Genomic DNA, 25,042 nt, shown 5'->3' on the forward strand with positions numbered 1-25,042 from the left:
CATGGACCACGCCGAGGCGAAGGAGGCCCGGTGAGCACAGCGCAGGCGGCACTCAAGGTTCCTTGCGACGGCGAGGTCGTGCTGGCGGCCGACGCGTACGGCGACGAGGCCCATCCGCCCGTCGTCCTGCTGCACGGCGGCGGCCAGACCCGCCACTCCTGGCGGGCGACCGCGCGCGACCTCGGCGACGCCGGATGGTACGCGCTGGCCGTCGACCTGCGCGGCCACGGAGAGAGCGGCTGGTCTCCGGACGGGCGCTACGGCCTGGACACCTTCGCCGGCGACGTGGTCCGGATCGTGGAATTCCTCGGCCGCGCTCCCGTCCTCGTCGGCGCCTCCCTCGGCGGCAACGCGTCGCTGGCGGCGCTCGGGCATCGGCCGGAGCTCGCGCTCGGCCTGGTGCTCGTCGACGTCTCGCCGTTCCTCCAGCCCAAGGGGACCGGCCGGATCAGCGAGTTCATGAGCAGCGGCGCCGAGGGGTTCGCATCGCTGGAGGAGGCCGCGGACGCCGTCGCCGCCTACCTCCCGCACCGGCCGCGTCCCAAGAGCGTCGAAGGGCTGCGCAAGAACCTCCGTGAGGTGGACGGCCGGTTCTTCTGGCACTGGGACCCCGCCTTTCTCCGCTCCCCGCGCGACCAGGCAGTCCAGCGCGACAAGCTCATCGACCCGGCACGGCTCGGCGCGGCGGCGATGTCCTTGCGCGTCCCTACGCTGCTGGTGCGCGGCGGTGAGTCCGACGTGCTCAGCGTCGCCGACTCCAAGCGCTTCCTCGAACTCGTGCCGCACGCCGAGTTCGCCAGCGTCAAGGGCGCCCACCACATGGTCGCCGGGGACGACAACGCCGTGTTCGACCGCGTCCTCGGCGACTTCTTGGAGCGCCGCGTCAGGTCGCGCATGCGGCTGTTCGACCAGGCCGCGACGGAAGACCGGTAGCCGATCCGGATCAGCCTGTGGAGGCCGTCACCGAAAGGCTTCCGCAGGCGCGTCCGGCCTCGCCCCGGCGGCGGGCTCCCGCCTCACCTGCCGCGACGGCGAGCAACCCAGGCCAGGAGGACGAAGGCGGCGCCGAGCAACGGAAGCGCCCGTTTCGCGACCGGCCAAGCCGCCGTCCTGATCAGGTCCAGGTCGGCAGAGGCCGAGGGCCGCGCCGACGGGGTCGTCGGCACCTCACCGGCGCTCGGAAGATCGGCGCGCGAGACGGCGTCGCTCACCTCCTCGGTCGGCGCCATCGTCACCGGCGGTGCCGCCACCTCCTCGGCGAGCGCGTCCGCGAACTGGCCGAGAAGGGCCGAGCTGACATCGGCCAGGATGCCGCGACCGAACTGGGCCGGGCGTCCGGTGATCGCCAGATCGGTCCGGACGAGGACCAGCGTCTCGGGCCCCTGGGCCGTGAGAGTCGCGGTGATGGTCGCCTTCGCGGTCCCGCTACCCCTGGCCTCCCTCCCGGAGGCCGCGATGACCACGCGGTGAGCGTCCTCGTCCTTCTCCGTGAACGACGCCTTCCCCCGGTAGACCACCGAGATGGGGCCGAGGCGCACCTTCACGCGCCCGGTGAAAGTGTCGGCGTCGGCCGACTCGAGCGTCGCGCCCGGCATGCACGGCGCGATCCGCTCGACGTCGAGAAGCACCTTCCACGCCTCGTCGACGCCCACGGGCACCGTGAACCGGTTCTCCAACTCCATGTGCTCTCCTCCTCATGCCGCCGACCCGGCGCCCGCGACGGGGTGGCCCTGCGCCGCAGAACCCAAGGGACGTACGATAAAATAATATTACTGATTTGACCTATGATTGCGGGAGTGCGCATGTCCACCAGTGGCGATCGGGCCAGGACCCCCAACCGGCGGTGGGCGGGGTCCGACTTCCAGGACCCGCCCCGCACGGCGGGCGGCGTCGCGTTGTGCGGCGCCTGCCGCGCGGCGAGCGCCTGCAGGCTCGGCGTCGAGCGCGAGCGGCTGGACGAGGCCGGGACCGCGTGGTTCGACGTCTCGTGCCCCCACGAGCAGGAGGGCGGACCGAACGTCGCCCATGGGGGCTGGACCGCCTCCGTCCTCGACGAGTGCCTGGGGCATGTGCCGCTGCTAAACTCCACCCTCTCGGTGACCGCTGAGCTGTCGGTCAGCTTCGTCAAGCCGGTCCCCGTCGGCCGTCCCCTCAGAGTCAGGGCGTGGGTCGAGAAGCGGGAGGGTTCCCGCTGGTACATCTCCGGTGAGATGACGCTCCTGCCCGGCAGGGCAGTGCTGGCACGCGCGTCGGGGATCTGGGTGACCCGCGACACGGGCCACTTCGACCGCCACGAGCGGTGGCTGGCGGAGCAGGACGCTTCGGCGACGTCCTCGGGCTGACGGAGCCTGTGAGCCCGCCGCGCGGTCCAGGGCGCCGCTTCGCCCGGTCGGGAGCCGGTCCAGGAGCAAGAGTCCCTGGACCGGCCCATCATCCCCGCCCGACCTCAGCTGGCGGGAACCGGTGCGCCGAGCCCGTCCCCGCCCACGTCCTCCGGGAAGATGATCGCGACGCGGGACAGGGTGCCGCCATCGGTCGCCGGCAGGCAGACGCCCGACATGTAGGCGGAGTCATCCGAGGCCAGGAAGAGCGCGACGTTGGCGTTGTCGCGCAGCGTCGGGGGCCGGTCCAGGCGCAGCGGCATGGCGGCGGCGCCCTTGTCCCACGGACCCATCTCCTCGTACGACTTCCCGAGCACCTCGGCGTCCGGAGGCATCGCGAGGTTCACGGACATCCCGTGCGTCGGGCAGAGCGCGTTGACGCGGATCCCGTACCGGCCCAGTTCGAGGGACAGGACCTTCACGAGGCCGTTGACGCCGTGCTTGGACGCCGTGTAGCTGATGAAGTGCGGGTACGCGGCGTACGAGGAGGCCGAGCTCGTGACGACGATGTTCCCCGACCCCTGCGCCTTCATCACCGGCACGGCGGCCTTGGCCGCCAGGAACACCCCGGTGAGGTTGGTCGCCTGGACGGCGTTCCAGTTCTCCAGCGTCAGGTCCTCGAACGCGACGGCCCCGAAGCCGATCTCCCCGATGCCCGCATTGGCGAACATCACGTCCAGCCGTCCCCAGGTGTCCACGGCCAGCTTCACCGCGGCCTGCATGTCGCCCTCGACGCGGACGTCCGCGCCGCGCCAGACCGCCTGCCCGCCGGCCTCTGTCACCTCCCCGGCGACCTTCTCGCTGCGCTTGGCGCTCAAGTCGGTGACGACGACCCTGGCGCCCTCGGCCGCGAACAGCAGGGCCGCCTCCCGGCCGAGTCCCGATCCGGCGCCGGTGATGACGACGACCTTGTCTAGCATCCTCATGAAGACCTCGATCACGCGACTCAAAAGGAATTAGATAGTTGAACTATATGCCTCAATCGAGTGGCGGCAAGAGCCACCCGAGGGTCGCACCGACACGCCGCCTTCCTTGCGAGACTTTGCACTCCCCATGCAAACCTCAGCGTCGGGCGGACCGCTCCGATGGCGTGACCGTCCATAGCCTGGGGATACGTCTGCTCTGGAGGTCGGACGATGCCCGATGCGAACGAGGCCGCGATCGGTCGGCCGGCGTGGCTGGACCTGGTCAGCCCGGAACAGCGGGCTCGGCAGGATGGCGCTCTGCTCTGATCCACAGGGCGCCGACTTCGGCCTTGTGCAGCCCGGTAACTATCCGATGTTCGCGGCCGCCGGCGAGCCGTTCACGATGCGCTGGGCAGAACTCGTGACACCTGATGTCGAGGCTGCGCGCCGCTTCTACGAGAAGGTCTTCGCTTGGCGTGCCGTGGAACACGATGGGGACGGCTCCTCTGGCGCCGACTGGACGGCCGGCGGAGAACCGGTCGCCGGTCTGGCTCGCATGGACGGGACCTGGCCTGCCCAGCGACCGGCGGTATGGATCCCACATATTCAGGTGACTGACTGCGATGCGTCGGCCGCCGGGGCGGCGGAATCGGGCGGCACCGTCGTCGCCGCCCGCCGAGGTCCGGCACGGCCGCCGATCCCTCTTGGCCGACCCTGCCGGAGCGCTCTTCGCGATCATGACGCCGAAATGACGTGAGGACTGCGTCCCGTGGCGTCGGCTAGGACCGGCCGAGTCCGCGCTTGGCCGAGATGACCGTGTCCATCTCGTCGAGACCGCTGAGCGGAACGTCACAGCTCGCGCGGTCGTCGATCTCGGGCAGATGCTCGACGATGTCCTCGCAGGTCGGCGCCTCTGGACCCGGCGTGTACCAGCCCTTGGTCAGCCCGACGAACAGGCGCGAGTACTTCCCGCCCAGTGCCGAGCAGCTGAGGGCGATCCTGCTGGACTTCAACGGAACCCTGCGCGAGCGCATGTCGCTGCAGCGCCGGCTCGAGATCCGTCCGCCCGCCCTCGATCGGTCGGCCCAGACCATGAGCGAGCAGTTCCGCGCCGACCTGCACGACTGGGTGACGGCCCGCGCCGGCGCCGACGACCTGACCGCGATCCTGCAGTTGAACCTGGCGCTGGCGGCGAGCAACACCGCCTATCAGACCTGGCCTGCGGACGAGTCGTTCGACGACTACCTGCGGCGGGTGGACCACTGCCTGCACCGAGCGACCCCCGTCGCCGCCGCCTCTGGCTGATCATCGGCCATGCCCGGCCAGAGGCACATCGGTCAGGTCGGCCGGAGGCGCCTCACGGCCGTCGCGCCGTTTGGACCGGATGGAGGGTGCGCTTACCCCGGACACCCGGCGTCCCCACCCCGAAGCCGACCCGGCCACCGAATGCATCCTGGTGAACCCAGTCGGACGGGATCCGGGGCTGCGGCGGATAAAGGCCGGCGTCCGCCGCCATCGCGTAGTGCCGCGTGTAGCCCAGTTTCCAGGCCGCGTTGTCGGCGAGCGACCAGTACTCGTACCCGCGAACCTGGACTCCCTCGGCCATCACCTGGGCCAGCCAGGTGAGCTGGGCGGTGAGGGCCGACCGCCGCTCCCGGTCATCGTCCAGAGCGTCCGCCGCCCCGAGGTCACACATGCCGTTGTCGACCACGCGCAGGGGCGGCAGCGCATCGCCGTAGATCTCGTACAGTGCGGCGACCGCGTCCGCCAGGCCCTCGGGCACGATCGGCCATCCGTAGGCGGTGGTCTTCACCGCTTCCATCGGAGCGAGCACGAATCCCAGGGGCGCGAGGACGCGGTTCGCGTCGTTGAGCGCGCTGAAGCACTGGCGCACGGGAAGCAGCCTCGGCAGGTTCTCGGGCGCCGCGACCCTGGTGGGCACGTGCCAGACGAGCCCGAGCTCATCGAGGGAAGCTGAGATGACCGCCATGTCGCCGTCCTTGACGCACCCGGTCTCCTCCACCGGGGAGCGGTCGTTCTCGTCGGCCATGTGCTGCCCGAGGAGCAACGGATCGAGGAACAGCCGGTAAGCCCAGTACTCCATCTGGCTGAGGGCGACACGGTCCGCAAGGTCGTCCGTCGCCGCGTACCCCCCGACCAATGTCATCGCCGTGCCCACCTCGGCGCCGTCGTCCGCGTTCTTGACGGCCCGCGTGGCAAGGCCCGCGCCGAGAAGCACGTGATGCAGGGCCACCAGCCCGCGCATGCCGACGCCTCGGCCCGTCGGCAGCATTCCGGCGACGTAGTCGGCGATGGAATGGACGAGCAGGTCGCTGACGGTCGTCCACCGGTGGACGCGATCGCCGAAATGCTCCGCGGCCACCGCCGCGAAGTCGGCGAAGCGCACGGCGGTGTCCCGGTTCAACCAGCCGTCCGAGGCGTCGACCCATGCCGGCATGTCGACGTGGAGGAGGGTGAGACCGGGCCTGAGCCCCTGCTCCAGCAGCTGATCGAGTCTCCGGTCGCACCGGTCGAGCGCCTCGGAGTCCCATGAGCCCGGCCCCTCGGGCTGGAGGTGGGGCCACCCGACGATCACTTGCGGTGACGGCGAGACCTCGCCCACCACGGCGGCCAGATCGAGGGACCACTGGCGCGCCGGGCCGGACGCGGCGGGCCGCCACGGCATGGCGTCCGGGGACGCGAGGGCGTCCGCCGTGGCCACGCTCCAGTCGACCCCCCGGAATGCCTTCCGCAGGTCCGAGCTCCTCATGATTCACCATCCGCAAGCCGCGACAAGGGGGGTGGTTCGGCCTGAATATGGACCGACACTAACACCGAAATCGGACACTGACAATGGTGGGGAGATCGCTCGCCGTACAGCGGCGCGGAAGGCCGTCGCGTCCCTCCGGCGCGCTGCTTGATCAGGTCAGGGCCGCCCGACGCCGCCCCCCCTCGACGCGAATGAACTCGTCAAGCCCCACCTTGCCTCCCTCGCGGCCGAACCCGCTGATCCCGGCGCCGCCGAAGGGGATCCCCGCGCAGGTGATCGGGTTCGGACCGGGGTTGACGTAGACGGTCCCGGCCCGCAGGCGCGGCACGGGCGATCAAGCCTGTCGACGTTCGCGGACTGGTTGTAGGCGGAAAGGCCGTATTCGCTGTCGTTGGCCAGGCCCACGCCTTCGTCGTCGGTGTCGAACGGCGTGATCGCCAGAACGGGGCCGAAAACCTCCTTCTGCGCCAATTTGCTCTTGTTGCCGACGTCGGCGAACACCGCGGGCGCGACGAAGAAGCCCTCCGCCTGGATGCGTTCGCCTGAGAAGACCAGCCGCCCGGCCTTCCCCGCGACCGCCTTTTCGATCATTTCCTCGACGCGCTCGCGGGCGGCGACGTTGATCAGCGGACCGATGTAGGTGGCGGGGTCGAGGGGATCGCCGACGGCCAGCCCGTGAAGGAGATCTTGTCGATGGCCGGATGGATCACCATGGCCTCGCCCGCCTCGGCCAGGCTCGTGACGACGTTGATCACGCCGTCCGGGTTCCGGCCCGACGTGCCAGATCCACGAACAGCGCCTGCATCTCGCCGGTCGCCGGATCGACGTGGTCGTGGAAACCGCCGCTCACCTCGAGGACGTCCTCACCCCCGATGATCAGGCGCGGACGCGGGAGGTCCGTTGCCGCCTTGCTCCTGTGCAGTTCGACGTCGACGGTGACCACTGCTCTCTCCTCGAGGCGGGGCGGGGTGTGCCGGAGCCGCGTCCGCGGCTCCGGTCAGCTGCGGCGCATGTCAGCGACGTACGGCTGGTGCACGAGCAGGCCGCCGTCCACGCCGAGGGTCTGTCCCGTGATGAAGGCGGCCTCGTCCGAGGCGAGGAAGACGACCGCCGCCGCGACGTCCTCGGGCGTGCCGAGCCGCGGGGTGAGGTGGTGGCGCAGCATCGTGTCCTGGATCGCGCCGTGCGCGGATCCGGAACTGGCCTCGGTCACGATGAAGCCGGGCGTGATGCTGTTGCAGCGGACGCCCTGCTTGCCGAACTCGGTGGCGACGTACCAGGTCAGGTTGATCAGCGCCGCCTTGGACGCGCCGTAGGCGGGATTGCTCAGGTCACCGGCGAGCCCGGATCCGGACGAGGTGTTGATGATCGAGCCTCCGCCGCGGGCGATCATGTGCGGGACCGCGGCCTGGACGGCGACCATCGTGCCTCTGAGGTTGATGCGCATGGTCTCGTCCCAGACAGCGGGATCGGCCTCGGCGACCGGCAGGTCCCGCCGTGCGGCGAGGTGGGTCGCCGCGGCGTTGTTGTGCAGGATGTCGAGACCGCCGAATGCCGAGACCGCACTGTCGACCATCGCTCGCACCGAGTCGGTGTCCCCGAGGTCCACCTCGACGGCCATCGCCGTGCCACCGGCGGCCGCGATCTTCTCCACCACCGTGGCCGCGCCGTCCTTGTTCAGGTCGGCGACCACCGTCCGCGCTCCCTCGGCGGCGACGCGCCGCGCCGTCGCGGCGCCGATTCCGGAAGCGGCACCCGTGATGATCGCGATCTTGTCCTTGAGCCTCTTCATCGTGCGGTCCCCCTGTGATCGGTACCGGCCCCCGAGACCGGAGAGCCGGCGTCCTGGAGCAGCGGCCGGAGCCGGTTGCAGATGACGTTGACGTGCTGAGCGACGGCGGCCTCGGGCATCCCGGCGACGGACGCGCCGAACCAGACGGTCTCGACCGGTGCCCCGGCCACGTACTCCCTGACACCGGCGGCGACTTTCTCCGGAGTGTCGAAGAGGAACGAGGAAAGCGGGCGGCCAGGACCGCGCGACCGCAGCCGGTCGGGATCCACGGGCCGCGGCACGGGGCGTCCGGTGCCTTCCACCATGTAGCGGCGGTAGCTGTCGAACTGGTAGGCCGTATGCGGAGCCACCAGCGCCCAGTCGCGCTCGGGGTCCTCGGTGACGAAACCGTCGATCCCACCGGACATGCGCGCGCTCGCCGGATCGTGTCCGCCCGCCACGAGGCCGTCCCGATAGTGGGGCCAGGACTCGCCGTTGGCCGTCAGGAGGCACTCCCCCATCCGCCCCGCCCGTTCGGCGCCCTTGGGTCCCTGGTAGCCGAGCCAGATGGGCGGTTGCTCCTGGACCGGGCCGGGCGTGACGCCGTCCTCGCCCCAGAGCCGACGCAGTTCCCCCACCTGAGCGTCGAGAGTGCGGTAACGCGCGCTGATGTCGGCCCCGAACGTCTCGAACTCCGGCACCCGGTAGCCGGCGCCGAGCCCGAGGTCGAGCCTGCCCCCGCTGACCAGGTCGACGACAGCCGCCTCCTCCGCCAGCTGGACGGTCTTGCGGAGCGGGGCGATGAGGATGCCGGTCCCGATCCGGACACGCCTCGTGCGGGCCGCGGCCGCGGACGCGAAGGTGAGGGGCTGGGAGAGGTATCCGTCCTCGAACCCGTGGTGCTCGGAGAACCAGAGGGAGTCGGCGCCCAGCCGCTCCGCCTCCTCGCACATCTCCAGCATGAACGCGTACAGGCGCGCCGGATCCCGCCGCCAGCGGGGCGGGTTGCGCAGATCGAACCAGAGACCGACCTTCATCTCAACTCCTTCGACTAAAATATCTATCTTATTTATCTATAAGTGACAAGGGGGCGCCCCGCGATCGCCTCACCAGATCAGATACAGTAAGATAATTAAGCTCATAATAGACGCAGGGTCAACGCAGGAGGAGGGCCGCTCGTGGGGCTTCTGGATGGAAAGGTGGCGATCGTCACCGGTGGCGGCCGCGGGCTGGGCCGCGCGCACTGCCTGGCGCTCGCCCGCGCGGGCGCGGCCGTGGTCGTCAACGACCTCGGCGCCGGCCTGCACGGCGAGCAGGCCGAGGAGTCCCCGGCGGACGAGGTGGTCGCCGAGATCACCGAGCTCGGCGGGCGCGCGGTCGCCAACGCGGCCTCGGTCGCGGACTGGCAGGCCACCGAGGCGCTGGTCGCCTCGGCGGTCGAGGAGTTCGGCCGGCTCGACATCGTGGTGAACAATGCCGGCATCCTCCGCGACCGGATGATCTTCTCGATGACGGAGGCAGACTTCGACGCGGTGATCGCCGTCCACCTCAAGGGCACGTTCGGGCTCACCCGGCACGCGTGCGCCTACTGGCGGGAGGCGTTCAAGCGCGGCGAGCCGGTCGCCGGCCGCATCATCAACACCACCTCCGGCACGGGCCTGTTCGGCCAGGTCGGCCAGGCCAACTACGGTGCGGCCAAGGCGGGCATCGCCAACCTGACCACGATCGCGGCCATGGAGATGCGCCGCTACGGGGTCACGGTCAACGCCATCTCCCCCATCGCCGCCACCCGCATGACGGCCGACATGCTGGGCGACGGCGACTCCGGCGCGAAGGGCTTCGACCCCCTCGACCCGGCCAACGCCTCCGGCGCGGTCGTCTACCTCGCCTCCGACGCCGCCGGCTGGCTCACCGGGCAGGTCCTGCGGATCGACGGCGACAAGGTCAATCGCATGCAGTCATGGTCGATCTCCGCCACCCACCACGCCCGCGCGGACGGCCCGGTGACCGCGGAGGAACTGGTGGAGGCGATGCCGCAGCTGTACGGAGCCGCGCCCGCCGGCCGCCCGATCGGGCTGCTGCCCGCCAAGCCCTGACGGCCCGGCTTCCGCTGGGCTCCCCACTCGGGAGCCTCACCGCGAAGCTCCTGTGCCCCGGACCGAACAGGCGCGGCCGGGGCACAGGCGTTCCGGTCGTCACGCGGTGCCGGACTCCTGGCCGCCGAGGAAGAGATCGCAGACGCGCCCGCCGTGGCGCAGCCCTCTGACCTGCTCCAGCAGGTCACGGCTCCGCGCCCCCAGCACCGCCGTCGCGGTGGCGAGGAACTTCTGTTCCAAGCGGTCCTGGGGCAGCGGGTTCTGCGGGCTTCCCGAGCGATCCGGTATCTCCGCCGTCATCCGGCGGCCGTCGCGGGCCACGGCCGTCACCCGGGCACCGCGCCGGCTCGGGAACCGCTCCTCGTAGGTCTGCTCGACCTTCAGGGCGACCGCTCCGGCGAGCTCGGAGAAGCGCCCGTCGTCCCTGTCCCGTTCGACCGACTCCTCGGTGACGGCGCCCTCGGTCAGTGCCACGGCCGCGAGGTAGGGGATGCTGAAGCGGCGTTCCGGCACCGTCGCGGGGCGGGCGATGCCCGCGACGTCGAGCGCCGCCGCGTACGTGCCGATCTCCAACCGCTCCACGTCGTCGGCCGCCAGCCCGCGCTCCCGGAGGAGCAGCACCCCGTCGATCACGGCGAAGGCGTGGCCGCAGCACGGGTAGGGCTTCACGCTGATGGACCCGACGGTGAGACCGCGGCCGGCTCCCGCGCGGCAGTTCGCCCACCCGGACGCCGCGCCCCCGGTCGCCGCTCCGAGGCCCGATGGGCCTTCGAGCACGTCCGGCGCACCCGTCACTCCGCCCCGCGCCAGGGTGGCCGCCACGACTCCGGCCTGGGCCGCGTTGCCGGCGTGCAGGGGCTTGCCCATGGCGTCGCCGCGGAAGGTCTGCTGGAGACCGGACGCCATCGTGGCGGAAAGGGCGAGCGCATGGGCGACCGCCCGCTCGTCGAGGCCCAGGAGCTCGGCGGCCGCCGCCGCGGCTCCGATGCTCCCGGCCGTGCCCGTGGTGTGCCAGTTCCGGTAGTGCTCCGGGCCGAGATCCGCGGCGACCCGGCAGCCGACCTCGTATCCCGTCACGATGGCGCGCAGAAAGCCATCGCCCGAAGCGTCCGCCTGGTCCGCGACGGCGAGGGCCGCCGCGATGATCGGCGCTCCGGGGTGGAAGAGCCCGGGGGCGTAGATGTCGTCGAGTTCCAGCGTGTGGGCGGCGGTGCCGTTGACGAGCGCGGCGATGGGCGGCGGCGCCGTGCCGCCGCCGAGGCAGGCGGCTCGGTCCGGCCAGTGGCCCGAATCCGCCGGTCAGCGCCGCGGACGGTGCGGCACGGCTGCCGCCCAGCGTGACGCCCAGCCAGTCCACGAGCGCCCGCTCTGCGGCCTCGGCGGTGTCCGTGCTCAGCGGCGTCGTCCTCATGGCCGTCGCCAGCGCCGCGAGCTCCTGGGCGACGGTCTTGGCCTGCACCATGCGTCAGCCCTCCCTCTCGCGGCGCACGAGCGCGTCCACCGCGACGACGCCCTCTCCCTGCGGGAGCACGATGAGGGGATTGACCTCCGCCTCCAGGACCGGCGGGCCTTCCAGCTCCGCGAGCCTGGAGAAGGCGACCACGGCGTCGGCGAGCGCATCGAGGTCCCCGAGGGGCGCGCCGCGGTAGCCGCCGAGCGCGCGGAAGGCGACGACCTCACCGACCATCTCGCGCGCGGCGGCGAGATCGACAGGGGCGGGCCGTACGCTGCGGTCCTGGTAGAGCTCGGCCAGCACGCCGCCGGCCGCCAGGACGACCACCGGCCCCACGTCCGGTTCGTACCTGTACCCGACGAGGGCCTCTCCGAGCCCGCGCACCATCGTCTGCACCAGAAGCCGGTCGGCCGCGGCCCCGGGCACCCGCTGCCGCACCGAGCGCCGGATGCGCTCGGCGGCGCCCCGGAGCTCCGCACCGTCGGCCACCCCGAGGACGACCCCGCCGACATCGGACTTGTGCGGCACCTCGGACGAGAGGACCTTGACGGCTGCCGGCCCGGGGACGGGCAGGTCACCGGGCAGGTCGCGCGCATCGAGCACGGCGTACTGCGCGGTGCGAACGCCGATGCCGTCGAGCACCCGGTACGACTCCGCCTCGTCCAAGACCGTGGACGGGGTCCCCGTGGGCGCCGCGTAGTGGGCTCGGTCGGTCGGTGGCCGGCGGTCGAAGACCGCGGTGAGGGCGTCGGCGCACGACTCGGCCGTGCGGAAGGCGGCGATGCCGTTGGCTCTCAGCAGCCGGAGCGCCTCCGGCGCCGCGGGGACGACGAAGGCCGCGAGCGGCGTGCCCGAGCCCCCGCTGTCCACGATCGGCTTCACGGCCAGCTCGGGATGGAAGCGCGCGGAACTGCCCGGCACGGCGACCACGGCATCGAACTCAAGCGCCGAGAGCACGATATCGAGCGCGCCCTTCATCACCTCGTAGCGGGTCCCCGCCAGGGTGAGGTCGATGAGGGCGCCGCCTCCGGCGTCGACGCCGGCGCGGGCGAGCCGCTCCGCCGTCTCCGCCGACGGCCCGGGAAGCTCGGCGCCCGCCGCCGCCAGGCAGTCGACCGCCATGGCGCCGCCGCCGCCCGTGGTGGAGACGACGCACACCCGGGCCCGTGCCGCCCCGGCCGGACGGATCGGCAGGCCGACCGCGAGGTTCTGGCCCTCGAGGAGCGCCTCGAAGGTGCGCACCCGGGCGATGCCGAGGTCTTTGAGCAGGGCGTCGGCGACCGCGTCGTCCCCCGCGAGCGCGCCGGTGTGCCCGACCGCGAGGCCTGCGCCGGCCTCGGTCCGGCCCAGCTTGTAGGCCAGGACCGGCTTGCCGCGCTCGGCTGCGGCGCGCGCGAAGGCGCGCAGGTCCTCGGCGGCGGTGAGGTTCTCCAGGAACAGCGCGTAGCTCCGGACGCGCGGATCGTCGACCGAGGCGAGGCAGATCTCGCCGAGCGTCAGGTCGACCTCGTTGCCGGTGGAGACCATGCCGTGGAAGCCGATCCCCATCTCCTTGCCCCGGGAGAGCAGCGCCCCGATCGCGCTGCCGGACTGGGAGGCGACGAACACGCCGCCGTCGTCGAGGTCGGGTTCGGCGAAGGCCGCGTTCGCGGTGAACGCGAAGCGGCGGCCGGGGGCGGCGACGCCGAGGCTGCTCGGCCCGAGCAGCCTCAGGTCGCTCCCGTCCAGGATCCGGCGCAGCTCCGCCCGCCTGCGGGCCCCGTCGCCCGAGCCGCCGACGAAGCCGTCCGCCAGGACCGTGGCCACCTTGACGCCGAGCCCGGCGCACTCGCGGACCGCCTCCACGGCCTGGTCCGCCCCGGTGAGGATCAGGACGTGGTCCGGCACCACCGGGAGCGCCCGGACCGAAGGCCAGGCCTGCTCCCCCAGGACCGAGTCGCGCGCGGGGTTGACCGGGAACACCTCTCCGCGCCAGCCGTGCAGACGCAGGTGCTCCAGCGGCCGCGCCGTCGTCTTGCCCGGGGTGCCGGACGCGCCGAGGATCGCGACCGTGTCCGGATGGAGCAGCGCGTCGTACCAGGAGGGAGCCGCGGGCCCGGCGGGCACGGCGCTCATGAGGCGCCGCCGCGCTGGCTGAAGCGCCGGCCGAACACGTGCTCGGCGATCCGGTTCTTCAGCACCTCCGTCGAACCGCCCGCGATCATCCAGCCGCGCGTCCGGCGGAAGCAGTACTCCACCAGCGACTCGGTGCTGAAGCCGGTGGCGCCCATGCCCTGCATCGCGACGTCGGCGGCGCCGAAGCCGGCCTGGTTGGCGGCGAACTTGGCGACCGCGGTGTCGTAGGCCGAGGGGATGCCGTCCCGGTCCCCCGCGAGGGCGGCCCGGTGCAGCAGCAGCTGGGCCGACTCCAGCTTCACCGCCGCCTCGGCGAACATCCACTGCAGCCCCTGGAACTCCGCCAGCGCCCGGCCGAACTGGAACCGCGTGTTGAGGTGCTCGGTCGCCTGGTCGAAGGCGTAGCGCCCGAGGGCGATCGACCGGGACGCGTTCCCGAGCCGCTCGACGTTGAAGCCGCTGATCTGCCGCTTGAAGCCGCCTTCGCCCAGCAGGACCTGCTCGGGCGGTACGTAGCAGTCGTCGAAGTAGAGCTGGCACCAGTGCTCGCCGTTCATGAACATCGACGGCTCGCCGATCGTCAGCCCTTCGGTGTCGCGGTCCACCAGGACGGACCCGATGCCGCCCACGCCGGGCCCGAAGCGCACGTACACCAGGAAGACGGTCGCCTCCGCGCTGTGCGTCGAGAAGATCTTGGTCCCGTTGATCAGGAAGCCGTCGCCCTTCGGGGTGGCCGACGTGCGCAGATCCGTGACGGCCGACCCGGCCTCCGGTTCCGTCATCCCCAGGCCGATCAGCGTCTCGCCCGCCAGCAGGCCGGGCAGGTAGCGTTCGCGCTGGCCGGGCGTGGCGTACTCGGCGAACGTCCTGATCGCGCCGAAGTTGCCCGCCTGGACGACGTCGGCGCTGCGCGGGCATCCCTTGGCCACGGCCTGGACGGCGGTGATCGCCGCCAGCAGGCCGGCGCCCTGACCGCCCTTGTCCTCCGGGATGGTCAGGCCGAGGAGGCCCTGTTCCGCCATGGCCTTGGCGACGTCCCACGGGTAGTCCGCGGAGTGCGCCCGCGCGTGGGCCTCGGGAGCGAGCCGCTCGGTCGAGAACGACTCGACGGAGCGGCGGAACTCGTCCACCTCGGGCGGCAGGGAGAAGTCCATGAAACTGTCCAGCTTTCGTCAGTGGGCCGGCACGGTCGCCGGAGGCGTGTGGAGGGCCACCACGCCGTCGGGGAGGCCGGCGTCGGGATCGGCGTAGCGCTCGAACACCTCGGGGTCGTGCCCGGGGACGATGTGGTCGGGGCTCGACGCCAGTTCCCCGAGGCGCTCGTAGCCGTCGAGGAGCCTGCCGAGGTCGAGGATCGCCGGGAACGGGTTCCGCTCCTGGAAGTTGGCGTAGTAGTGCAGCGCGTCGGAGGCGAGCACGACCCAGCCGCGGCGGGTGTGGACGCGGACGATCTGCAGGCCGCGGGTGTGGCCGCCGACGAGGTGCAGCTCCAGCCCGGGAGCCGGCTCGACGTCGCCCTCGGCCACCCGGACGTCGCCCGCGTGGACCCGCCTGACCACGTCCACGATGTCGTCGGACTCGTAGAAGTGGTTCAGGGCCTCGTGCGTCATGGGCTTCCCGGTCGTGTACGCCAGTTCGTCGGCCTGGACGTTGACGCGCGCACCAGGGAAGTCGCCGATGTTCCCCGCGTGGTCGAAGTGCAGGTGCGTCAGCACGACGTCGCTGACCTGGCCCGGATCCGCCCCCACTCTCCGGACGGCCTCGGCCGGCCGCAGGTCCAGGCGCCGTCCTCGGCGGTCGCCCGCGCGCTCGCTGAAGCCCGTGTCGACGACGACGGTGTGACCACCGTAGCTGGCGACCCACATCGTGAAGTCGAGGCGCATGGCGCCGGACCGGGCGCAGGGCATCAGAAAGTTGTCGCGGGCCGGGCGGTCGACCGAGCCCAGGCGCAGGGCCCAGACCTCCCACTCGGGGAGCGGAGAGCGGTCAGCCACGGCCGTCCACCAGCTTGATCATCGCGGGGTAGTAGTTCTCGCCGTATCCCGCGTCACGGGTGCGTTCGAGCAGGTCCATGGTCTGGCTCGCGGCGGGGACGTCGATGCCCTCGTCGCGGGCGAGCTGCAGGGCGAGCGCCAGGTCCTTGATGGCGTAGTTCGTGGGAAACGCGCGCACCGGGAACTCGTCGGGGATCATCGTCGCCGTCGCGGTCCTGCGCAGCGCGAAGCTGTCCGCCGATCCGAGGGCGAGGGTCTCGAACAGCAGCGCGCCGTCCACCCCTGCCGCGCGGCCGATGGTGAGCGCCTCCGCGAGCGCGTTCATGTTCAGGAACAGCACCATGTTGTTGAGGATCTTCATCACCTGGCCGTTGCCGGTGCCGCCCGCGTGGACGACGTCGCTGCCCATGCAGGACAGGAACGGCTTCAGCTCGGCGAACAGCGGCTCGTCGGCGCCCACGGTGATGAGGAGCGTGCCGTCCTCGGCGGCCTGGCGCAGGCGCGCGACGGGCGCGTCGACGAGCGCGACGCCCCGGTCCTTCAGGCGGGCGGCGAGCGCGCGCGTCCGCCCGACGTCGCTCGTGCTCATGTCGACGATGATCCGGGGCCGGTCCGGGGCGCCGGCGAGGTCGGCGCACACCGTCTCCACCTCGCGGATGCTCGGCAGCGACAGGAAGACGATCTCGGCGATGCGCGCGACCTCGGCGGCGTCGCCGCACTTGCGGGCGCCGAGGACCGCGGCGGCGTCCGCCGCCTCCGCCACCGGGTCGTAGACGACCACGTTCGCGTCCGATCGGCGGATCAGGTTCGCGCACATCCGCGACCCCATCACACCGAGGCCGATGAAACCGAGTACAGGCTTGTCTGCCATGTTCGAACCCTCCGTGGAGCCGCTCATGCGGTGGCGACGATGACGCTCTTGAGCTGGGTGTAGTGGGTGATCGCCTCGGTGCCCTTCTCCCGGCCCAGGCCGCTGTTCTTGTAGCCGCCGAAGGGCACTTCGACCCCGGCGCCGGTGTAGCGGTTCACCTGCACCTGCCCGGCCTGCAGCGCCGCGGCGACGCGGTGCGCGGTGCCGACGTCGCGGGTGAAGACGCCCGCGGACAGCCCGTACTCGGTGTCGTTCGCGATCTCGACGGCCTCGTCGAGCGACTCGAACGCGAGCACCGACTGCACGGGCCCGAAGATCTCCTGCCGGGCGACGGGCATGTCGTTGGTGACGTCGGCGAGCAGCGTGGGCAGGACGAAGTGGCCGCGTTCCGCGCCGGCGGGCGTGCCGCCGCCGACGACGACGCGGGCGCCGTCGCGGGCGGCGCGCTCCACGTGGTCGAGGACGCGCGTGCGCTGGCGGGCCGAGATGAGCGGGCCGACGTCCGGGTCGTCCAGGCCGTGCCCGACCGACAGACCCGCGACGTGCCCGGCCAGCCGCTCGACGAACGCGTCGTGCACAGCCCGGTCGACCAGCAGCCGGGTCGTCGCGAAGCACGACTGGCCGGAGTTGCGGATCACCGCGAGCGCGCCGGCCCGCGCGGCGGCGTCGAGGTCGGCGTCGGCGCAGATGATCGTCGGCGACTTGCCGCCGAGTTCGAGGTTGACGTCGACGATCCGCTCCGCCGCCACGGCGCCGACCCGGCGCCCGCCGGCCACCGAGCCGGTGAAGGTGATGTGCCGTACCAGCGGGTGGGCCGTCAGCTGCTCGCCCGTGGTGGCCCCGGGGCCGAGCACGACGTTGCACACGCCCGGGGGGAGTCCCGCGTCCACCATGAGCAGCGCGGCGAGGACCGTGGTCAGCGGCGTCAGTTCGGACGGCTTGACGACGACCGTGTTGCCCGCGGCCAGGCACGGCGCCACCCCGCGGGTCATCTGGGTGAGCGGCGCGTTCCACGGCGTGATGTGCGCGACGACGCCGTACGGCTCGCGGATCGTGTAGGTGAAGGTGCCTTCGGGCTGCGGGATCGTCTCGCCGTGGATCTTGTCGGCGAGGCCCGCGTAGTACTCGAAGTAGCGTGCGCTGCCGGCGATGTCCGCGCGCGCCTGGGAGAGCGGCTTGCCGGAGTCGAGCGTTTCCAGCCGGGCGAGCAGGTCGGCGTGCTCGGTCAGCTTGGCGGCGATGTCCGCCAGATGCCGCGCGCGCCGCACCGGGGCGAGCCGCGACCAGCCGCGCCAGGCGGCGTGCGCGTCCTCGACGGCGGCGGCGACGTCGCCGGCCTGCGTCTCCTCGAACCGGCCGACGGTCGTCTCCTCGGCCGGGTCGTCGATGTCCATCAGCGTGCCGTGCCCGCGCGGGAGGGGCTTGCCTCCGACCACGGCCGTCAGGACCTCAGGGAGCCGCGCTTCCTGGAGGAGCCGACGCGATCGGGAGTCGTCTGTCATGGCGGTCCATTCCCTCGTGCCGGCCGGGCGGGCGGACGGCCGGCACGAACCCGCCGGCGCTTCACCCGTATCCGGACCACTTCGCGCCTATAGTTATATAGTTTAACTTAATCATAGCAAGTCACCGCCATCACGTAAGGGGTGCACGTGCAGGGACAGTCGGAGGCCGCGACCGGCCCGGAGGAGGCCGCCGGCGGCGCGCGGGAGAACGGGCGGCCGGCGAACCCGGGCACCGCCGGGCCGCTCGCCGGGGTCCGCGTGATCGAGATCGCCGGCCTCGGGGCCGCCCCCTACACCGCGATGCTGCTGTCCGACCTCGGCGCCGAGGTCGTCCGGGTGGACCGTCCGGGCACCCCGGAGAAGGGCGCCGACCGGTACGCCCTGAGCCGCGGGCGGCGCTCGATCACCATCGACCTGAAGCGCCGGGAGGGCCTCGACACGCTGCTCCGGCTGGTGGAGCGGGCCGACCTGTTCATCGAGGGCTTCCGCCCCGGGGTGGCCGAACGCCTCGGGTTCGGGCCGAAGGCGTGCCTGGAGCGCAATCCCGGGCTCGTCTACGGCCGGATGACCGGCTGGGGGCAGACCGGGCCGATGGCCGCGATGGCCGGGCACGACCTCAACTACCAGGCGCTCACCGGGGCGCTCTCGCTGCTGCGCCGCGGGACGGAGCCGCCGGCGACCCCGCCCGGTCTCATCGCCGACTTCGCGGGGGGCGGCCTGATGCTCGCGCTCGGGCTGCTGGGCGCGCTCCTGCAGAGCCGCGCGTCCGGGCACGGGCAGGTCGTCGACGCCGCCATGGTGGACGGCGTCGCCTCGTTGACCACGCTCGTCCACTCGATGATGGCGCAGGGGCGCTGGATCGACGAGCCGGCCAGCAACTTCTGCGACGGCGCCGCGCCGTACTACGACAGCTACGAGACGAGCGACGGCCGCTACATGGCCGTGGCGCCGATCGAGCCCCGGTTCTACGCGCTCCTCGTGGAAGGCCTCGGCCTGGACATCGCCGAGCTGCCCGACCGCGACGATCCGGCCAACTGGCCGGAGCTCAAGCGCCTCTTCGCGGAGATCTTCCGAACCCGCACCCGCGAGGAGTGGACCGAGGTGTTCGACGGGACGGACGCCTGCGTCACGCCCGTGCTCAGCGTCACCGAGGCGGTCCGGCACCCGCACAACGTCGCGCGCGGCTCCTACTCGCGGGCCTTCGGCGTGACCCAGCCGGCGCCCGCTCCGCGTTTCGACCGGACGCCCGCGGCGATCGCCGGCCCGCCCCCGCTGCCGGGCGCGCACTCACGGGAGGTCCTCCTCGACTGGGGTTTCTCGCCGGCCGAGGCCCGCGGCCTGATCACGGGCGGTGCCGTCGAGCAGCGGTGACGGGCCGAGGCCCCGCCGATCCCGGACGGCGGCGAGTCCCGCGGATCCGCGGACCGCGCCCGGGGGGCGGGGGCCGCCCCCCCCCCCCCCCCCGGGGGCCCCCCCCCCCCCCCCCCCCCCCCCCCCCCCAGCCCGCCCCCCCCCCCCCCGGCCCCCCCCCCCCGCCCCCCCCCCCCTCGCCCCCCCCCCCCCCCCCCCCCCCCCCCCCCCCCCCCCAACTCAACGGGGGCGGGTGCGGGAGTCGACGAGGGCCTGGATGCCGTCGAGGATGCGGGCGAGGCCGAACTCGAAGGCGTGGACGGGGCCGACGGCGCCGTTGTGCTCGCGGCCGGCGGCCTCGCCGACGCGGTCTCGGTGATCGACCGCGGCCGGGTGATCGCCGAGGGCAGCCCGGAGCGGCTGAAGTCCCGGCTCGGCGGCGACCAGCTGCGGATCGTCGTCGAGGACCCCGGCGCGCTCGGCGCCGCCGCCGCGATCGCCGGCCGGCTGTCGGGCGCCGAACCCGAGGTGGACGCCGCCGCCCTGACGGTCGGCGCGCCCGTCCCCGACCGAGTCGCCGCGCTCACCGGCGCCGTCCGCGCGCTGGACGAGGCGGGCGTGCGGGTCGCCGACATCGGCGTGCGCCGCCCCACCCTCGACGAGGTGTTCCTGCACCTCACCGGCGGTACCGCGACCGGGACCGACCGGCCGGCCCACGACCAGGAGGTGCCCGCGTGACCGCGCCCTACATTCCGCCCGCCCCGCCGACCTCCCTCGGCCGGCTGCGGTGGGCCGCCGCCGACGGCTGGACGCTCACCGCGCGGGCGCTGACCCACCGGATCAAGAGCGCCGACCAGCTCGCCGTCAGCATGCTGTTCCCGGTGGTCGTCGTCCTGATGATGGGCTACCTGTTCGGCGGCCAGGTGGACGTGCCGGGCGGGGAGTACCGGGCGTTCATCATCCCCGGCATGTTCGCGATGACGATGGTGTTCGGCGTCGAGAGCACCTTCACCGCGATCGCCGTCGACGCCGCGCGGGGCATCGCCGACCGCTTCCGGGCGATGCCGATGGCGCCGTCGGCGGTCGTCGTCGGGCGCGGCGCCGCCGACATGGCGGAGGCGCTCGCCTCCCTCGCGGTCATGGCGCTGTGCGGGCTCGCGATCGGCTGGCGCGTGCACGACGGGATCGCGCGGGCGCTCGCGGGCCTCGGCCTGCTGCTGCTCCTGCGGTTCGCGCTGATCTGGATCGGGGTGTACCTCGGCCTGCTCGCCCGCGGCCCGGAGTCGGTCACCCTGATCCAGGTGCTGGTGTGGCCGGTCGGGCTGCTGTCCAGCGCGCTCGCCGCGCCGAGCACCATGCCGGGCTGGCTCGGCGCGATCGCCGAATGGAACCCGATGTCGGCGACCGTCACCGCCTGCCGCGAGCTGTTCGGCGACCCGTCCCGCGACGCCCTGTCGAGCGGCTCGTGGGCGGCCGGGCACAGCGTCCTACTCGCGGTCGCGTGGCCGCTGGCGATCACGGCGGTGTTCTTCCCGCTGGCCGTCCGGCGCTACCGCGCCCTCGGCCGCTAGGCCAGCAGCGCGGCCCGGTGCCGGGCGAGGGCCAGCGCCGGGTAGCACGCCTGGGGTAGCGGCTCCGTACCGTTCAGCGCGGTGCGGAGCCGCTCGCCCGCTGCCGCCGCGTCGTAGGGCTGGACGACGCACAGCTCGGCCTGCATCGCCTGCCGCGCCGCCGTCATCAGCGCCGGGACGTCACCGACGATCACCACCTCGGTGGGGGAGCCGCCGTAGGACAGCCGGGCCGCCAGCGCGTGCATGCCGGCGGTGCCCGCGTCGGCGTAGCGGAACTCGCACACCAGGCGGTCGCCGTCCAGCGGCCCCTCCTGGATCAGCCACGCCTGCCCGGGGACGACCCGGCCGAGCATGCCCTCCCACGGCGGCGCCGGAAGGTCGCGCAGCGCGTCCGCCGCCTTGCCCGCGGCGGTGCGGCCCACCTGCGGGCCGATCGCGGCGAGCGCGCGCAGGAACGTGCGGGCGCCGGGCGTCGCGGCGGCCCGCAGCGACATGATCAGGTCGCCGAGCGCGGCGCGCCGGCCCGCCTCGTGCGGGGCCGCGGCCTCCAGCGTGCCGAGCTGCGCGGACGTCCACACCTCGGCCTGCAGCGCGCCGGGCAGCGCGGGCAGCGCGCCGGCCTCCCGGACGAACGCCGCGTAGACCTCGCGGAGGCCGGGCAGCATCAGCCGCGGGCCGGGGGACGGTCGGGTCCTGCTCATCCGCCCAGCCTAGGCGACCCGCCCCCGTGGTCCCCGCCACGCCCTGACCCGCCGGTCAGGCGGGGACGGTGAGCAGCGTCCGCGCGCCGGAGCCGAGCGTGCGGACCTCGAACCGGGTGATGTCGGCGGGCTTGATCGCGGCGCCGCCCTGCACGGTCAGCCGCGGCTGCGCCGAGCCGGGCAGCCCGTACCCCTTGGCGGGGACCGACCAGCCGACGACGGTGTGCGCGCGGCCCGCGCCGTCCACCGCGACCAGCTCGCACTCCAGCGGCCCGCGGACCTTGCTGAGCTGCAGCGCGACGCGGCTGCCCCACGCGGTGCCCTGCATCGAGACCGTCCCGGACGCGCCCGTCCCCGCGTCGGAGGCGCTCACCTGGTGCCCGTCGCGCAGCAGCGCGGCGGCACTGGCGTCGGCGCCGCCCGAAGCGCGCGCGGGAGCGGGGGACCGGTCGGCGCCGACGGTGTACCCGGCGCCGAGCGCCCCGCCCAGCAGGACGAGCCCGGCGGCGGCGCCAACCAGCGCCCGCGCCGTGCGGCCGCGGCGCTCGCGCCGGATGCGGCGGCGCAGCAGCTCGGGCACCGGCGCCGGCTCGGGCAGCCCGCCCGGCGCCTCGGCGATCGGGCCGATGCCGTCCAGCGTCGCGGCGACGCCGGAGAGCGCGGCCAGCTCCTCGTGGCACGGCAGGCAGGTCGACAGGTGCGCCTCGAACGCGCGCCGGTCCGGCTCCTCCAGCAGGCCGAGCGCGTAGGCGCCGACGTCGACGTGCGCGGCGGGCGCGGTCATGGCGTCACGCCCCTCTCCTCCAGGGCGACCCGCAGCGCCCTGAGCGCGTAGTAGACCCGCGACTTCACGGTCCCGACCGGGATCCCGAGGTGCCGGGCGGCCTCGTTCACCGACCGGTCCCGGAAGAAGGTCTCGTTGAGGACCTCGCGGTGCGCGGGCGACAGCGCGAGCAGGGCCTCCGACACCACGACCGAGCGCAGCAGGTCCTCCAGCCCGTCGGGGACGCGCATGTTCTCCAGCGGCCCCTCGCCCGCCTCCTGCGGCCGGGCGTTCTTGCGGCGCTGGTCGTCGATGACGATCCGGCGCGCGACGGTCGCCAGCCACGGCAGCAGCGACGCGGCGTTCTCGTCGAGCTGGTGCGCGCTGCGCCAGGCGCGGATCATGGTCTCCTGCACCACGTCCTCGGCCCAGTGCCGGTCGCCGCCGGTGAGCCGCAGCACGAACGACAGCAGCGGCCGGCCGTACACCCGGTACAGCTCGGTCACGATCACCTGGTCGTCGACCGCGCCGGCGGGCCGCGGGCCGCGGAACCAGCTCCACGGGCCGGACGCGGCGGGCGGGCGGGCGCGGGACGGCGCTGCGGTGGACGATCTGTTGGCCATCGTGCTCTCCGGCGGGTGCGGGGGCGGGGACGCGGCGCACGGGACGGTGGGTGCGCCGGGTGTCGCGTCGGGAGGCAGTACGCGACGGAGGCGACGGCCGGTTCAAAAGGGACCGGAACGGCATGGGCCCCGCGGCCCCGCCCGCCGGTTTGCGGTGGTTATTCCGGTAGCGCCCTTCCTTGTTCGCTAGGTATTACTTACTCGAGGGCGCCGACGGCGCCGCCGTCCCGTCCAAGTGACCGGAAACGACGTCACACGAGAGCGGAGGAGGCGACGCACGACCCCCCCTATGACACCGGACGACCGCGGCGATCCTCCATCAGGCAACACTCACTCCACAGTGGAGCGAATGCGGGGCAACCGGCCCTCTATTTGCTCGGAGGACGAGGGGCGGATTCGGAGTGGAAGGGAACGAGCGACAGCCGCTGCACTACCGCCTGCTGATGGCGGTGGACATACAGGGATACAGCAAGCGGGACACCAGCGAGCAGCTGCTGGCCCAGCACCAGCTGTCGGAGACGCTCGACCGCGCCGCGCGCGGCGTCGGCCTGGACCGGTCCCGCTGGGACAAGCAGGTCGGCGGCGACGGCGAGCTGGCCACGCTCCCGGACGGGATCGACCCCGCGCCGGTGGCGGGCGACTTCGTCATCGGGCTGGCGGGCGCGCTGCGCGAGATCAACCGCGCGGCGCTGGGGGCGGGCGCGCGGTTCCGGCTGCGGGTGCGGCTCTCGCTGCACCACGGCACGATGACCGCCGGGCCGTTCGGGCCCGCCGGCGACGCGCCCATCGTCGTCCAGCGGCTGCTGGACGCCGGGCCGCTGCGCCGGCTGCTGTCCGACGACCCCGAGCGCGACCTGGCCTACGTGGTCTCGGACTCGCTCTTCGACGACGTGGTGCGGACCGGGTTCTGCGCGCTGCGCCCGGAGGCGTTCCACCCGATCAAGGTCACCGCCAAGGGCGCGGTGTTCCGCGGCCACATCCTCACCGACGGGGCCGTGCTCGCCCCGGCGGGCGGCCCTGGCGGCCAGAGCGGCGGCAGCGGCGGGCCGGGCGGGGACGTTCCCGCCGGCGACGCCCGCGTGTTCGACTTCCCGGCGCTGGCGGCGCGCTGACCGGTGTCCGGGCCGTCCGACCGGGAAGTGATCGGAACCGGGCGCGGTTGTGCCCAGGAGACGATCACGAACCGGGAGGCATACGATGGCGGACGACGCGGCGCTGGTGAAACTGCTGCAGGAGCGGGACCTCGGCGTGCTGGCCACGCTGAAGCGGGACGGGCGGCCCCAGCTGTCCAACGTCAACTACCACTTCGACGCGGCGTCCCGGCTGATCCGCGTCTCGATCACCGCCGACCGCGCCAAGGCCCGCAACCTGCGCCGCGACCCGCGGGCGAGCCTGCACGTCAGCGCGCCGGACGGCTGGTCGTACGCGGTCGCCGAGGGCACCGCCGAGCTGAGCGAGGTGGCCGCCGACCCGCACGACGCGGCGGTGGAGGAGCTGGTCGCGGTGTACCGGGACATCCGCGGCGAGCACCCCGACTGGGACGAGTACCGGCGCGTGATGGTGCAGGACGGCCGGCTGGTCGTGAAGCTGCACGTCGAGCACCTGTACGGGATGGCCCGCTGACGCCGGCCGGGGCGCCGCCGCCGACGCGCCCGGCCCGGCGCCGGACACCGCTCAGCCGGGGAGGAGGGCGGCGAGCAGACGGTTGTCGCCGTGCTGCCACAGGGTGCCGATCTCGGCGAACCCGGCGGCGCGCAGCGCGTCGGCGTGCGCGGACAGCAGCCGCGACGGCGAGCCGTGGTGGCCGGTCACCTCCTCGGTGCTCGCGCCGCGCAGCTCGGCGAAGGCGGGGTCGGCGCCGATCGCCTTCCACCACTGCTCCCAGTTCTCCGGGCGGGCGCCGGCGGCGGCGCGGCGCGCGATCCCGCGCTCGCGCAGCGCGTCGTCTCCCCCGGCGAGGCCGGGGGAGACGTCGTCGACGTGCAGGTTGTCGCCGTTGAGGAACAGCCCGCCGGGCCGCGGCAGGGTGGCCAGCTCGACCGCGTCTACGTCGACACCTCCCGCAACGGCAAGCGCCGGTTCTGCTCGACCGCCTGCCAGAACCGCGTCAAGACGGCCGCGTTCCGTGCGCGCGCACACACCGCGTGACCACCGCCGACGTGAAGGGCTTGTGCGC

Annotated in this window: 30 protein-coding genes and 2 pseudogenes; 11 read left to right on the forward strand and 21 right to left on the reverse strand. The window is 73.2% G+C overall.

Annotation, left to right across the window (positions count from 1 at the left end; translation table 11 throughout):
• The first annotated feature begins 30 nt into the window (after positions 1–30).
• The gene (locus tag F8568_RS11255) at positions 31–933 is read left to right on the forward strand and encodes an alpha/beta fold hydrolase (RefSeq protein WP_151593475.1); all 903 of its coding nucleotides are present in this window, start codon (positions 31–33) and stop codon (positions 931–933) included.
• An 83-nt stretch (positions 934–1,016) separates the two neighbouring features.
• Here F8568_RS11255 and F8568_RS11260 read toward each other — a convergent pair whose 3' ends face one another.
• A complete protein-coding gene (locus F8568_RS11260) occupies positions 1,017–1,652 on the reverse strand; it encodes an SRPBCC family protein (protein WP_328600818.1) in 636 nt (211 codons plus the stop codon).
• Positions 1,653–1,802: 150 nt separating this feature from the next.
• Here F8568_RS11260 and F8568_RS11265 point away from each other — a divergent pair, with 150 nt between their 5' ends.
• On the forward strand, positions 1,803–2,342 hold the full coding sequence (locus tag F8568_RS11265) for a PaaI family thioesterase (protein WP_151593477.1): 540 nt from the start codon (positions 1,803–1,805) through the stop codon (positions 2,340–2,342).
• 104 nt (positions 2,343–2,446) lie between these two features.
• Here the strand turns inward: F8568_RS11265 and F8568_RS11270 are convergent, their stop codons facing one another.
• Positions 2,447–3,307: an SDR family NAD(P)-dependent oxidoreductase gene (locus tag F8568_RS11270; RefSeq protein ID WP_151593478.1), complete on the reverse strand. Its 861-nt coding sequence runs from the start codon at positions 3,305–3,307 to the stop codon at positions 2,447–2,449.
• Between the two features lie 289 nt (positions 3,308–3,596).
• Here F8568_RS11270 and F8568_RS11275 point away from each other — a divergent pair, with 289 nt between their 5' ends.
• On the forward strand, positions 3,597–4,043 hold the full coding sequence (locus F8568_RS11275) for a VOC family protein (RefSeq protein WP_151593479.1): 447 nt from the start codon (positions 3,597–3,599) through the stop codon (positions 4,041–4,043).
• 22 nt (positions 4,044–4,065) lie between these two features.
• Here the strand turns inward: F8568_RS11275 and F8568_RS11280 are convergent, their stop codons facing one another.
• Entirely contained in the window at positions 4,066–4,299 is a 234-nt protein-coding gene (locus tag F8568_RS11280; RefSeq protein WP_202124792.1) for a hypothetical protein, read from the reverse strand.
• Between the two features lie 19 nt (positions 4,300–4,318).
• Here F8568_RS11280 and F8568_RS11285 point away from each other — a divergent pair, with 19 nt between their 5' ends.
• Positions 4,319–4,591 carry a hypothetical protein gene (locus tag F8568_RS11285; RefSeq protein ID WP_151593480.1) on the forward strand — a complete coding sequence of 91 codons (273 nt, stop codon included), beginning with the start codon at positions 4,319–4,321 and terminating at the stop codon, positions 4,589–4,591.
• 52 nt (positions 4,592–4,643) lie between these two features.
• On the opposite strand, the gene F8568_RS11290 is transcribed toward F8568_RS11285, so the two are convergent.
• The 7 genes and pseudogenes from F8568_RS11290 to F8568_RS11305 all read right to left on the reverse strand — a co-directional run bounded on the left by F8568_RS11290 (position 4,644) and on the right by F8568_RS11305 (position 8,864).
• Complete coding sequence (locus F8568_RS11290) at positions 4,644–6,056, reverse strand: family 1 glycosylhydrolase (protein ID WP_151593481.1); 1,413 nt, start codon at positions 6,054–6,056, stop codon at positions 4,644–4,646.
• A gap of 151 nt (positions 6,057–6,207) precedes the next feature.
• Positions 6,208–6,384 carry an aldehyde dehydrogenase family protein gene (locus F8568_RS50990; protein ID WP_202124793.1) on the reverse strand — a complete coding sequence of 59 codons (177 nt, stop codon included), beginning with the start codon at positions 6,382–6,384 and terminating at the stop codon, positions 6,208–6,210.
• Positions 6,385–6,446: 62 nt separating this feature from the next.
• Positions 6,447–6,728: pseudogene (locus F8568_RS50995) on the reverse strand (aldehyde dehydrogenase family protein); the annotation flags it as partial.
• Positions 6,680–6,811, reverse strand: coding sequence for a hypothetical protein (locus F8568_RS46715; RefSeq protein ID WP_202124794.1), 132 nt, complete (start codon positions 6,809–6,811; stop codon positions 6,680–6,682). The gene F8568_RS46715 and the pseudogene F8568_RS50995, both read right to left, overlap by 49 nt.
• Entirely contained in the window at positions 6,808–6,999 is a 192-nt protein-coding gene (locus tag F8568_RS46720) for a hypothetical protein (RefSeq protein WP_202124795.1), read from the reverse strand. Before F8568_RS46720 ends, F8568_RS46715 begins: the two co-directional genes overlap by 4 nt.
• A 54-nt stretch (positions 7,000–7,053) precedes the next feature.
• A complete protein-coding gene (locus F8568_RS11300) occupies positions 7,054–7,848 on the reverse strand; it encodes an SDR family NAD(P)-dependent oxidoreductase (protein WP_151593482.1) in 795 nt (264 codons plus the stop codon).
• Positions 7,845–8,864, reverse strand: coding sequence for an LLM class flavin-dependent oxidoreductase (locus F8568_RS11305; RefSeq protein WP_151593483.1), 1,020 nt, complete (start codon positions 8,862–8,864; stop codon positions 7,845–7,847). The genes F8568_RS11300 and F8568_RS11305 overlap by 4 nt, the downstream gene beginning before the upstream one ends.
• Positions 8,865–9,005: 141 nt before the next feature.
• On the opposite strand from F8568_RS11305, the gene F8568_RS11310 reads away from it, so the two are divergent.
• The gene (locus F8568_RS11310) at positions 9,006–9,923 is read left to right on the forward strand and encodes an SDR family NAD(P)-dependent oxidoreductase (protein WP_160573583.1); all 918 of its coding nucleotides are present in this window, start codon (positions 9,006–9,008) and stop codon (positions 9,921–9,923) included.
• Positions 9,924–10,022: 99 nt separating this feature from the next.
• Here the strand turns inward: F8568_RS11310 and F8568_RS50285 are convergent, their stop codons facing one another.
• The 7 genes and pseudogenes from F8568_RS50285 to F8568_RS11340 form a co-directional block, all read right to left on the reverse strand.
• The gene (locus tag F8568_RS50285) at positions 10,023–10,700 is read right to left on the reverse strand and encodes a hypothetical protein (protein WP_407924467.1); all 678 of its coding nucleotides are present in this window, start codon (positions 10,698–10,700) and stop codon (positions 10,023–10,025) included.
• A pseudogene (locus F8568_RS50290) lies at positions 10,674–11,171 on the reverse strand (MmgE/PrpD family protein); the annotation flags it as partial. The pseudogene F8568_RS50290 and the gene F8568_RS50285, both read right to left, overlap by 27 nt.
• 217 nt (positions 11,172–11,388) lie before the next feature.
• Positions 11,389–13,491, reverse strand: a complete 2,103-nt coding sequence (locus tag F8568_RS11320) for an acetate--CoA ligase family protein (protein ID WP_151593485.1) — start codon at positions 13,489–13,491, stop codon at positions 11,389–11,391.
• Positions 13,488–14,645: an acyl-CoA dehydrogenase family protein gene (locus tag F8568_RS11325; protein WP_151593486.1), complete on the reverse strand. Its 1,158-nt coding sequence runs from the start codon at positions 14,643–14,645 to the stop codon at positions 13,488–13,490. The genes F8568_RS11320 and F8568_RS11325 overlap by 4 nt, the downstream gene beginning before the upstream one ends.
• Positions 14,646–14,663: 18 nt before the next feature.
• Positions 14,664–15,485 carry an N-acyl homoserine lactonase family protein gene (locus F8568_RS11330; protein WP_202124796.1) on the reverse strand — a complete coding sequence of 274 codons (822 nt, stop codon included), beginning with the start codon at positions 15,483–15,485 and terminating at the stop codon, positions 14,664–14,666.
• On the reverse strand, positions 15,478–16,356 hold the full coding sequence (locus F8568_RS11335; RefSeq protein ID WP_160573584.1) for an NAD(P)-dependent oxidoreductase: 879 nt from the start codon (positions 16,354–16,356) through the stop codon (positions 15,478–15,480). The genes F8568_RS11330 and F8568_RS11335 overlap by 8 nt, the downstream gene beginning before the upstream one ends.
• A gap of 23 nt (positions 16,357–16,379) precedes the next feature.
• The gene (locus F8568_RS11340) at positions 16,380–17,858 is read right to left on the reverse strand and encodes an aldehyde dehydrogenase family protein (RefSeq protein WP_151593488.1); all 1,479 of its coding nucleotides are present in this window, start codon (positions 17,856–17,858) and stop codon (positions 16,380–16,382) included.
• A gap of 147 nt (positions 17,859–18,005) precedes the next feature.
• Here F8568_RS11340 and F8568_RS11345 point away from each other — a divergent pair, with 147 nt between their 5' ends.
• The 3 genes from F8568_RS11345 (at position 18,006) to F8568_RS11360 (ending at position 20,779) form a co-directional block, all read left to right on the forward strand.
• On the forward strand, positions 18,006–19,229 hold the full coding sequence (locus tag F8568_RS11345; protein WP_151593489.1) for a CaiB/BaiF CoA transferase family protein: 1,224 nt from the start codon (positions 18,006–18,008) through the stop codon (positions 19,227–19,229).
• Positions 19,230–19,523: 294 nt separating this feature from the next.
• Positions 19,524–19,946, forward strand: a complete 423-nt coding sequence (locus F8568_RS11355; RefSeq protein ID WP_160573585.1) for an ATP-binding cassette domain-containing protein — start codon at positions 19,524–19,526, stop codon at positions 19,944–19,946.
• A complete protein-coding gene (locus F8568_RS11360; protein WP_151593490.1) occupies positions 19,943–20,779 on the forward strand; it encodes an ABC transporter permease in 837 nt (278 codons plus the stop codon). Before F8568_RS11355 ends, F8568_RS11360 begins: the two co-directional genes overlap by 4 nt.
• On the opposite strand, the gene F8568_RS11365 is transcribed toward F8568_RS11360, so the two are convergent.
• The 3 genes from F8568_RS11365 to F8568_RS11375 are packed head-to-tail and all read right to left on the reverse strand — an operon-like array spanning position 20,776 to position 22,866.
• Positions 20,776–21,480, reverse strand: coding sequence for a hypothetical protein (locus tag F8568_RS11365; RefSeq protein ID WP_151593491.1), 705 nt, complete (start codon positions 21,478–21,480; stop codon positions 20,776–20,778). The two genes, F8568_RS11360 and F8568_RS11365, sit on opposite strands and share 4 nt — an antisense overlap.
• 55 nt (positions 21,481–21,535) lie before the next feature.
• Positions 21,536–22,264: an anti-sigma factor family protein gene (locus F8568_RS11370; protein ID WP_151593492.1), complete on the reverse strand. Its 729-nt coding sequence runs from the start codon at positions 22,262–22,264 to the stop codon at positions 21,536–21,538.
• Positions 22,261–22,866: a sigma-70 family RNA polymerase sigma factor gene (locus F8568_RS11375; RefSeq protein ID WP_151545513.1), complete on the reverse strand. Its 606-nt coding sequence runs from the start codon at positions 22,864–22,866 to the stop codon at positions 22,261–22,263. The genes F8568_RS11370 and F8568_RS11375 overlap by 4 nt, the downstream gene beginning before the upstream one ends.
• Before the next feature lie 401 nt (positions 22,867–23,267).
• On the opposite strand from F8568_RS11375, the gene F8568_RS11380 reads away from it, so the two are divergent.
• Together F8568_RS11380 and F8568_RS11385 are read left to right on the forward strand one after the other, a co-directional pair.
• Positions 23,268–23,978, forward strand: a complete 711-nt coding sequence (locus F8568_RS11380) for a hypothetical protein (RefSeq protein ID WP_202124797.1) — start codon at positions 23,268–23,270, stop codon at positions 23,976–23,978.
• A gap of 85 nt (positions 23,979–24,063) precedes the next feature.
• Positions 24,064–24,489, forward strand: coding sequence for a PPOX class F420-dependent oxidoreductase (locus F8568_RS11385; protein WP_151593493.1), 426 nt, complete (start codon positions 24,064–24,066; stop codon positions 24,487–24,489).
• 51 nt (positions 24,490–24,540) lie between these two features.
• On the opposite strand, the gene F8568_RS11390 is transcribed toward F8568_RS11385, so the two are convergent.
• A complete protein-coding gene (locus F8568_RS11390) occupies positions 24,541–24,678 on the reverse strand; it encodes a hypothetical protein (RefSeq protein ID WP_160573586.1) in 138 nt (45 codons plus the stop codon).
• Positions 24,679–24,846: 168 nt separating this feature from the next.
• Here F8568_RS11390 and F8568_RS11395 point away from each other — a divergent pair, with 168 nt between their 5' ends.
• Positions 24,847–25,014: a CGNR zinc finger domain-containing protein gene (locus F8568_RS11395; protein WP_456236959.1), complete on the forward strand. Its 168-nt coding sequence runs from the start codon at positions 24,847–24,849 to the stop codon at positions 25,012–25,014.
• Positions 25,015–25,042: the final 28 nt, after the last annotated feature.

The sequence above is a fragment of the Actinomadura physcomitrii genome, assembly GCF_008923205.2.
GTDB classification, from domain to species: domain Bacteria; phylum Actinomycetota; class Actinomycetes; order Streptosporangiales; family Streptosporangiaceae; genus Spirillospora; species Spirillospora physcomitrii.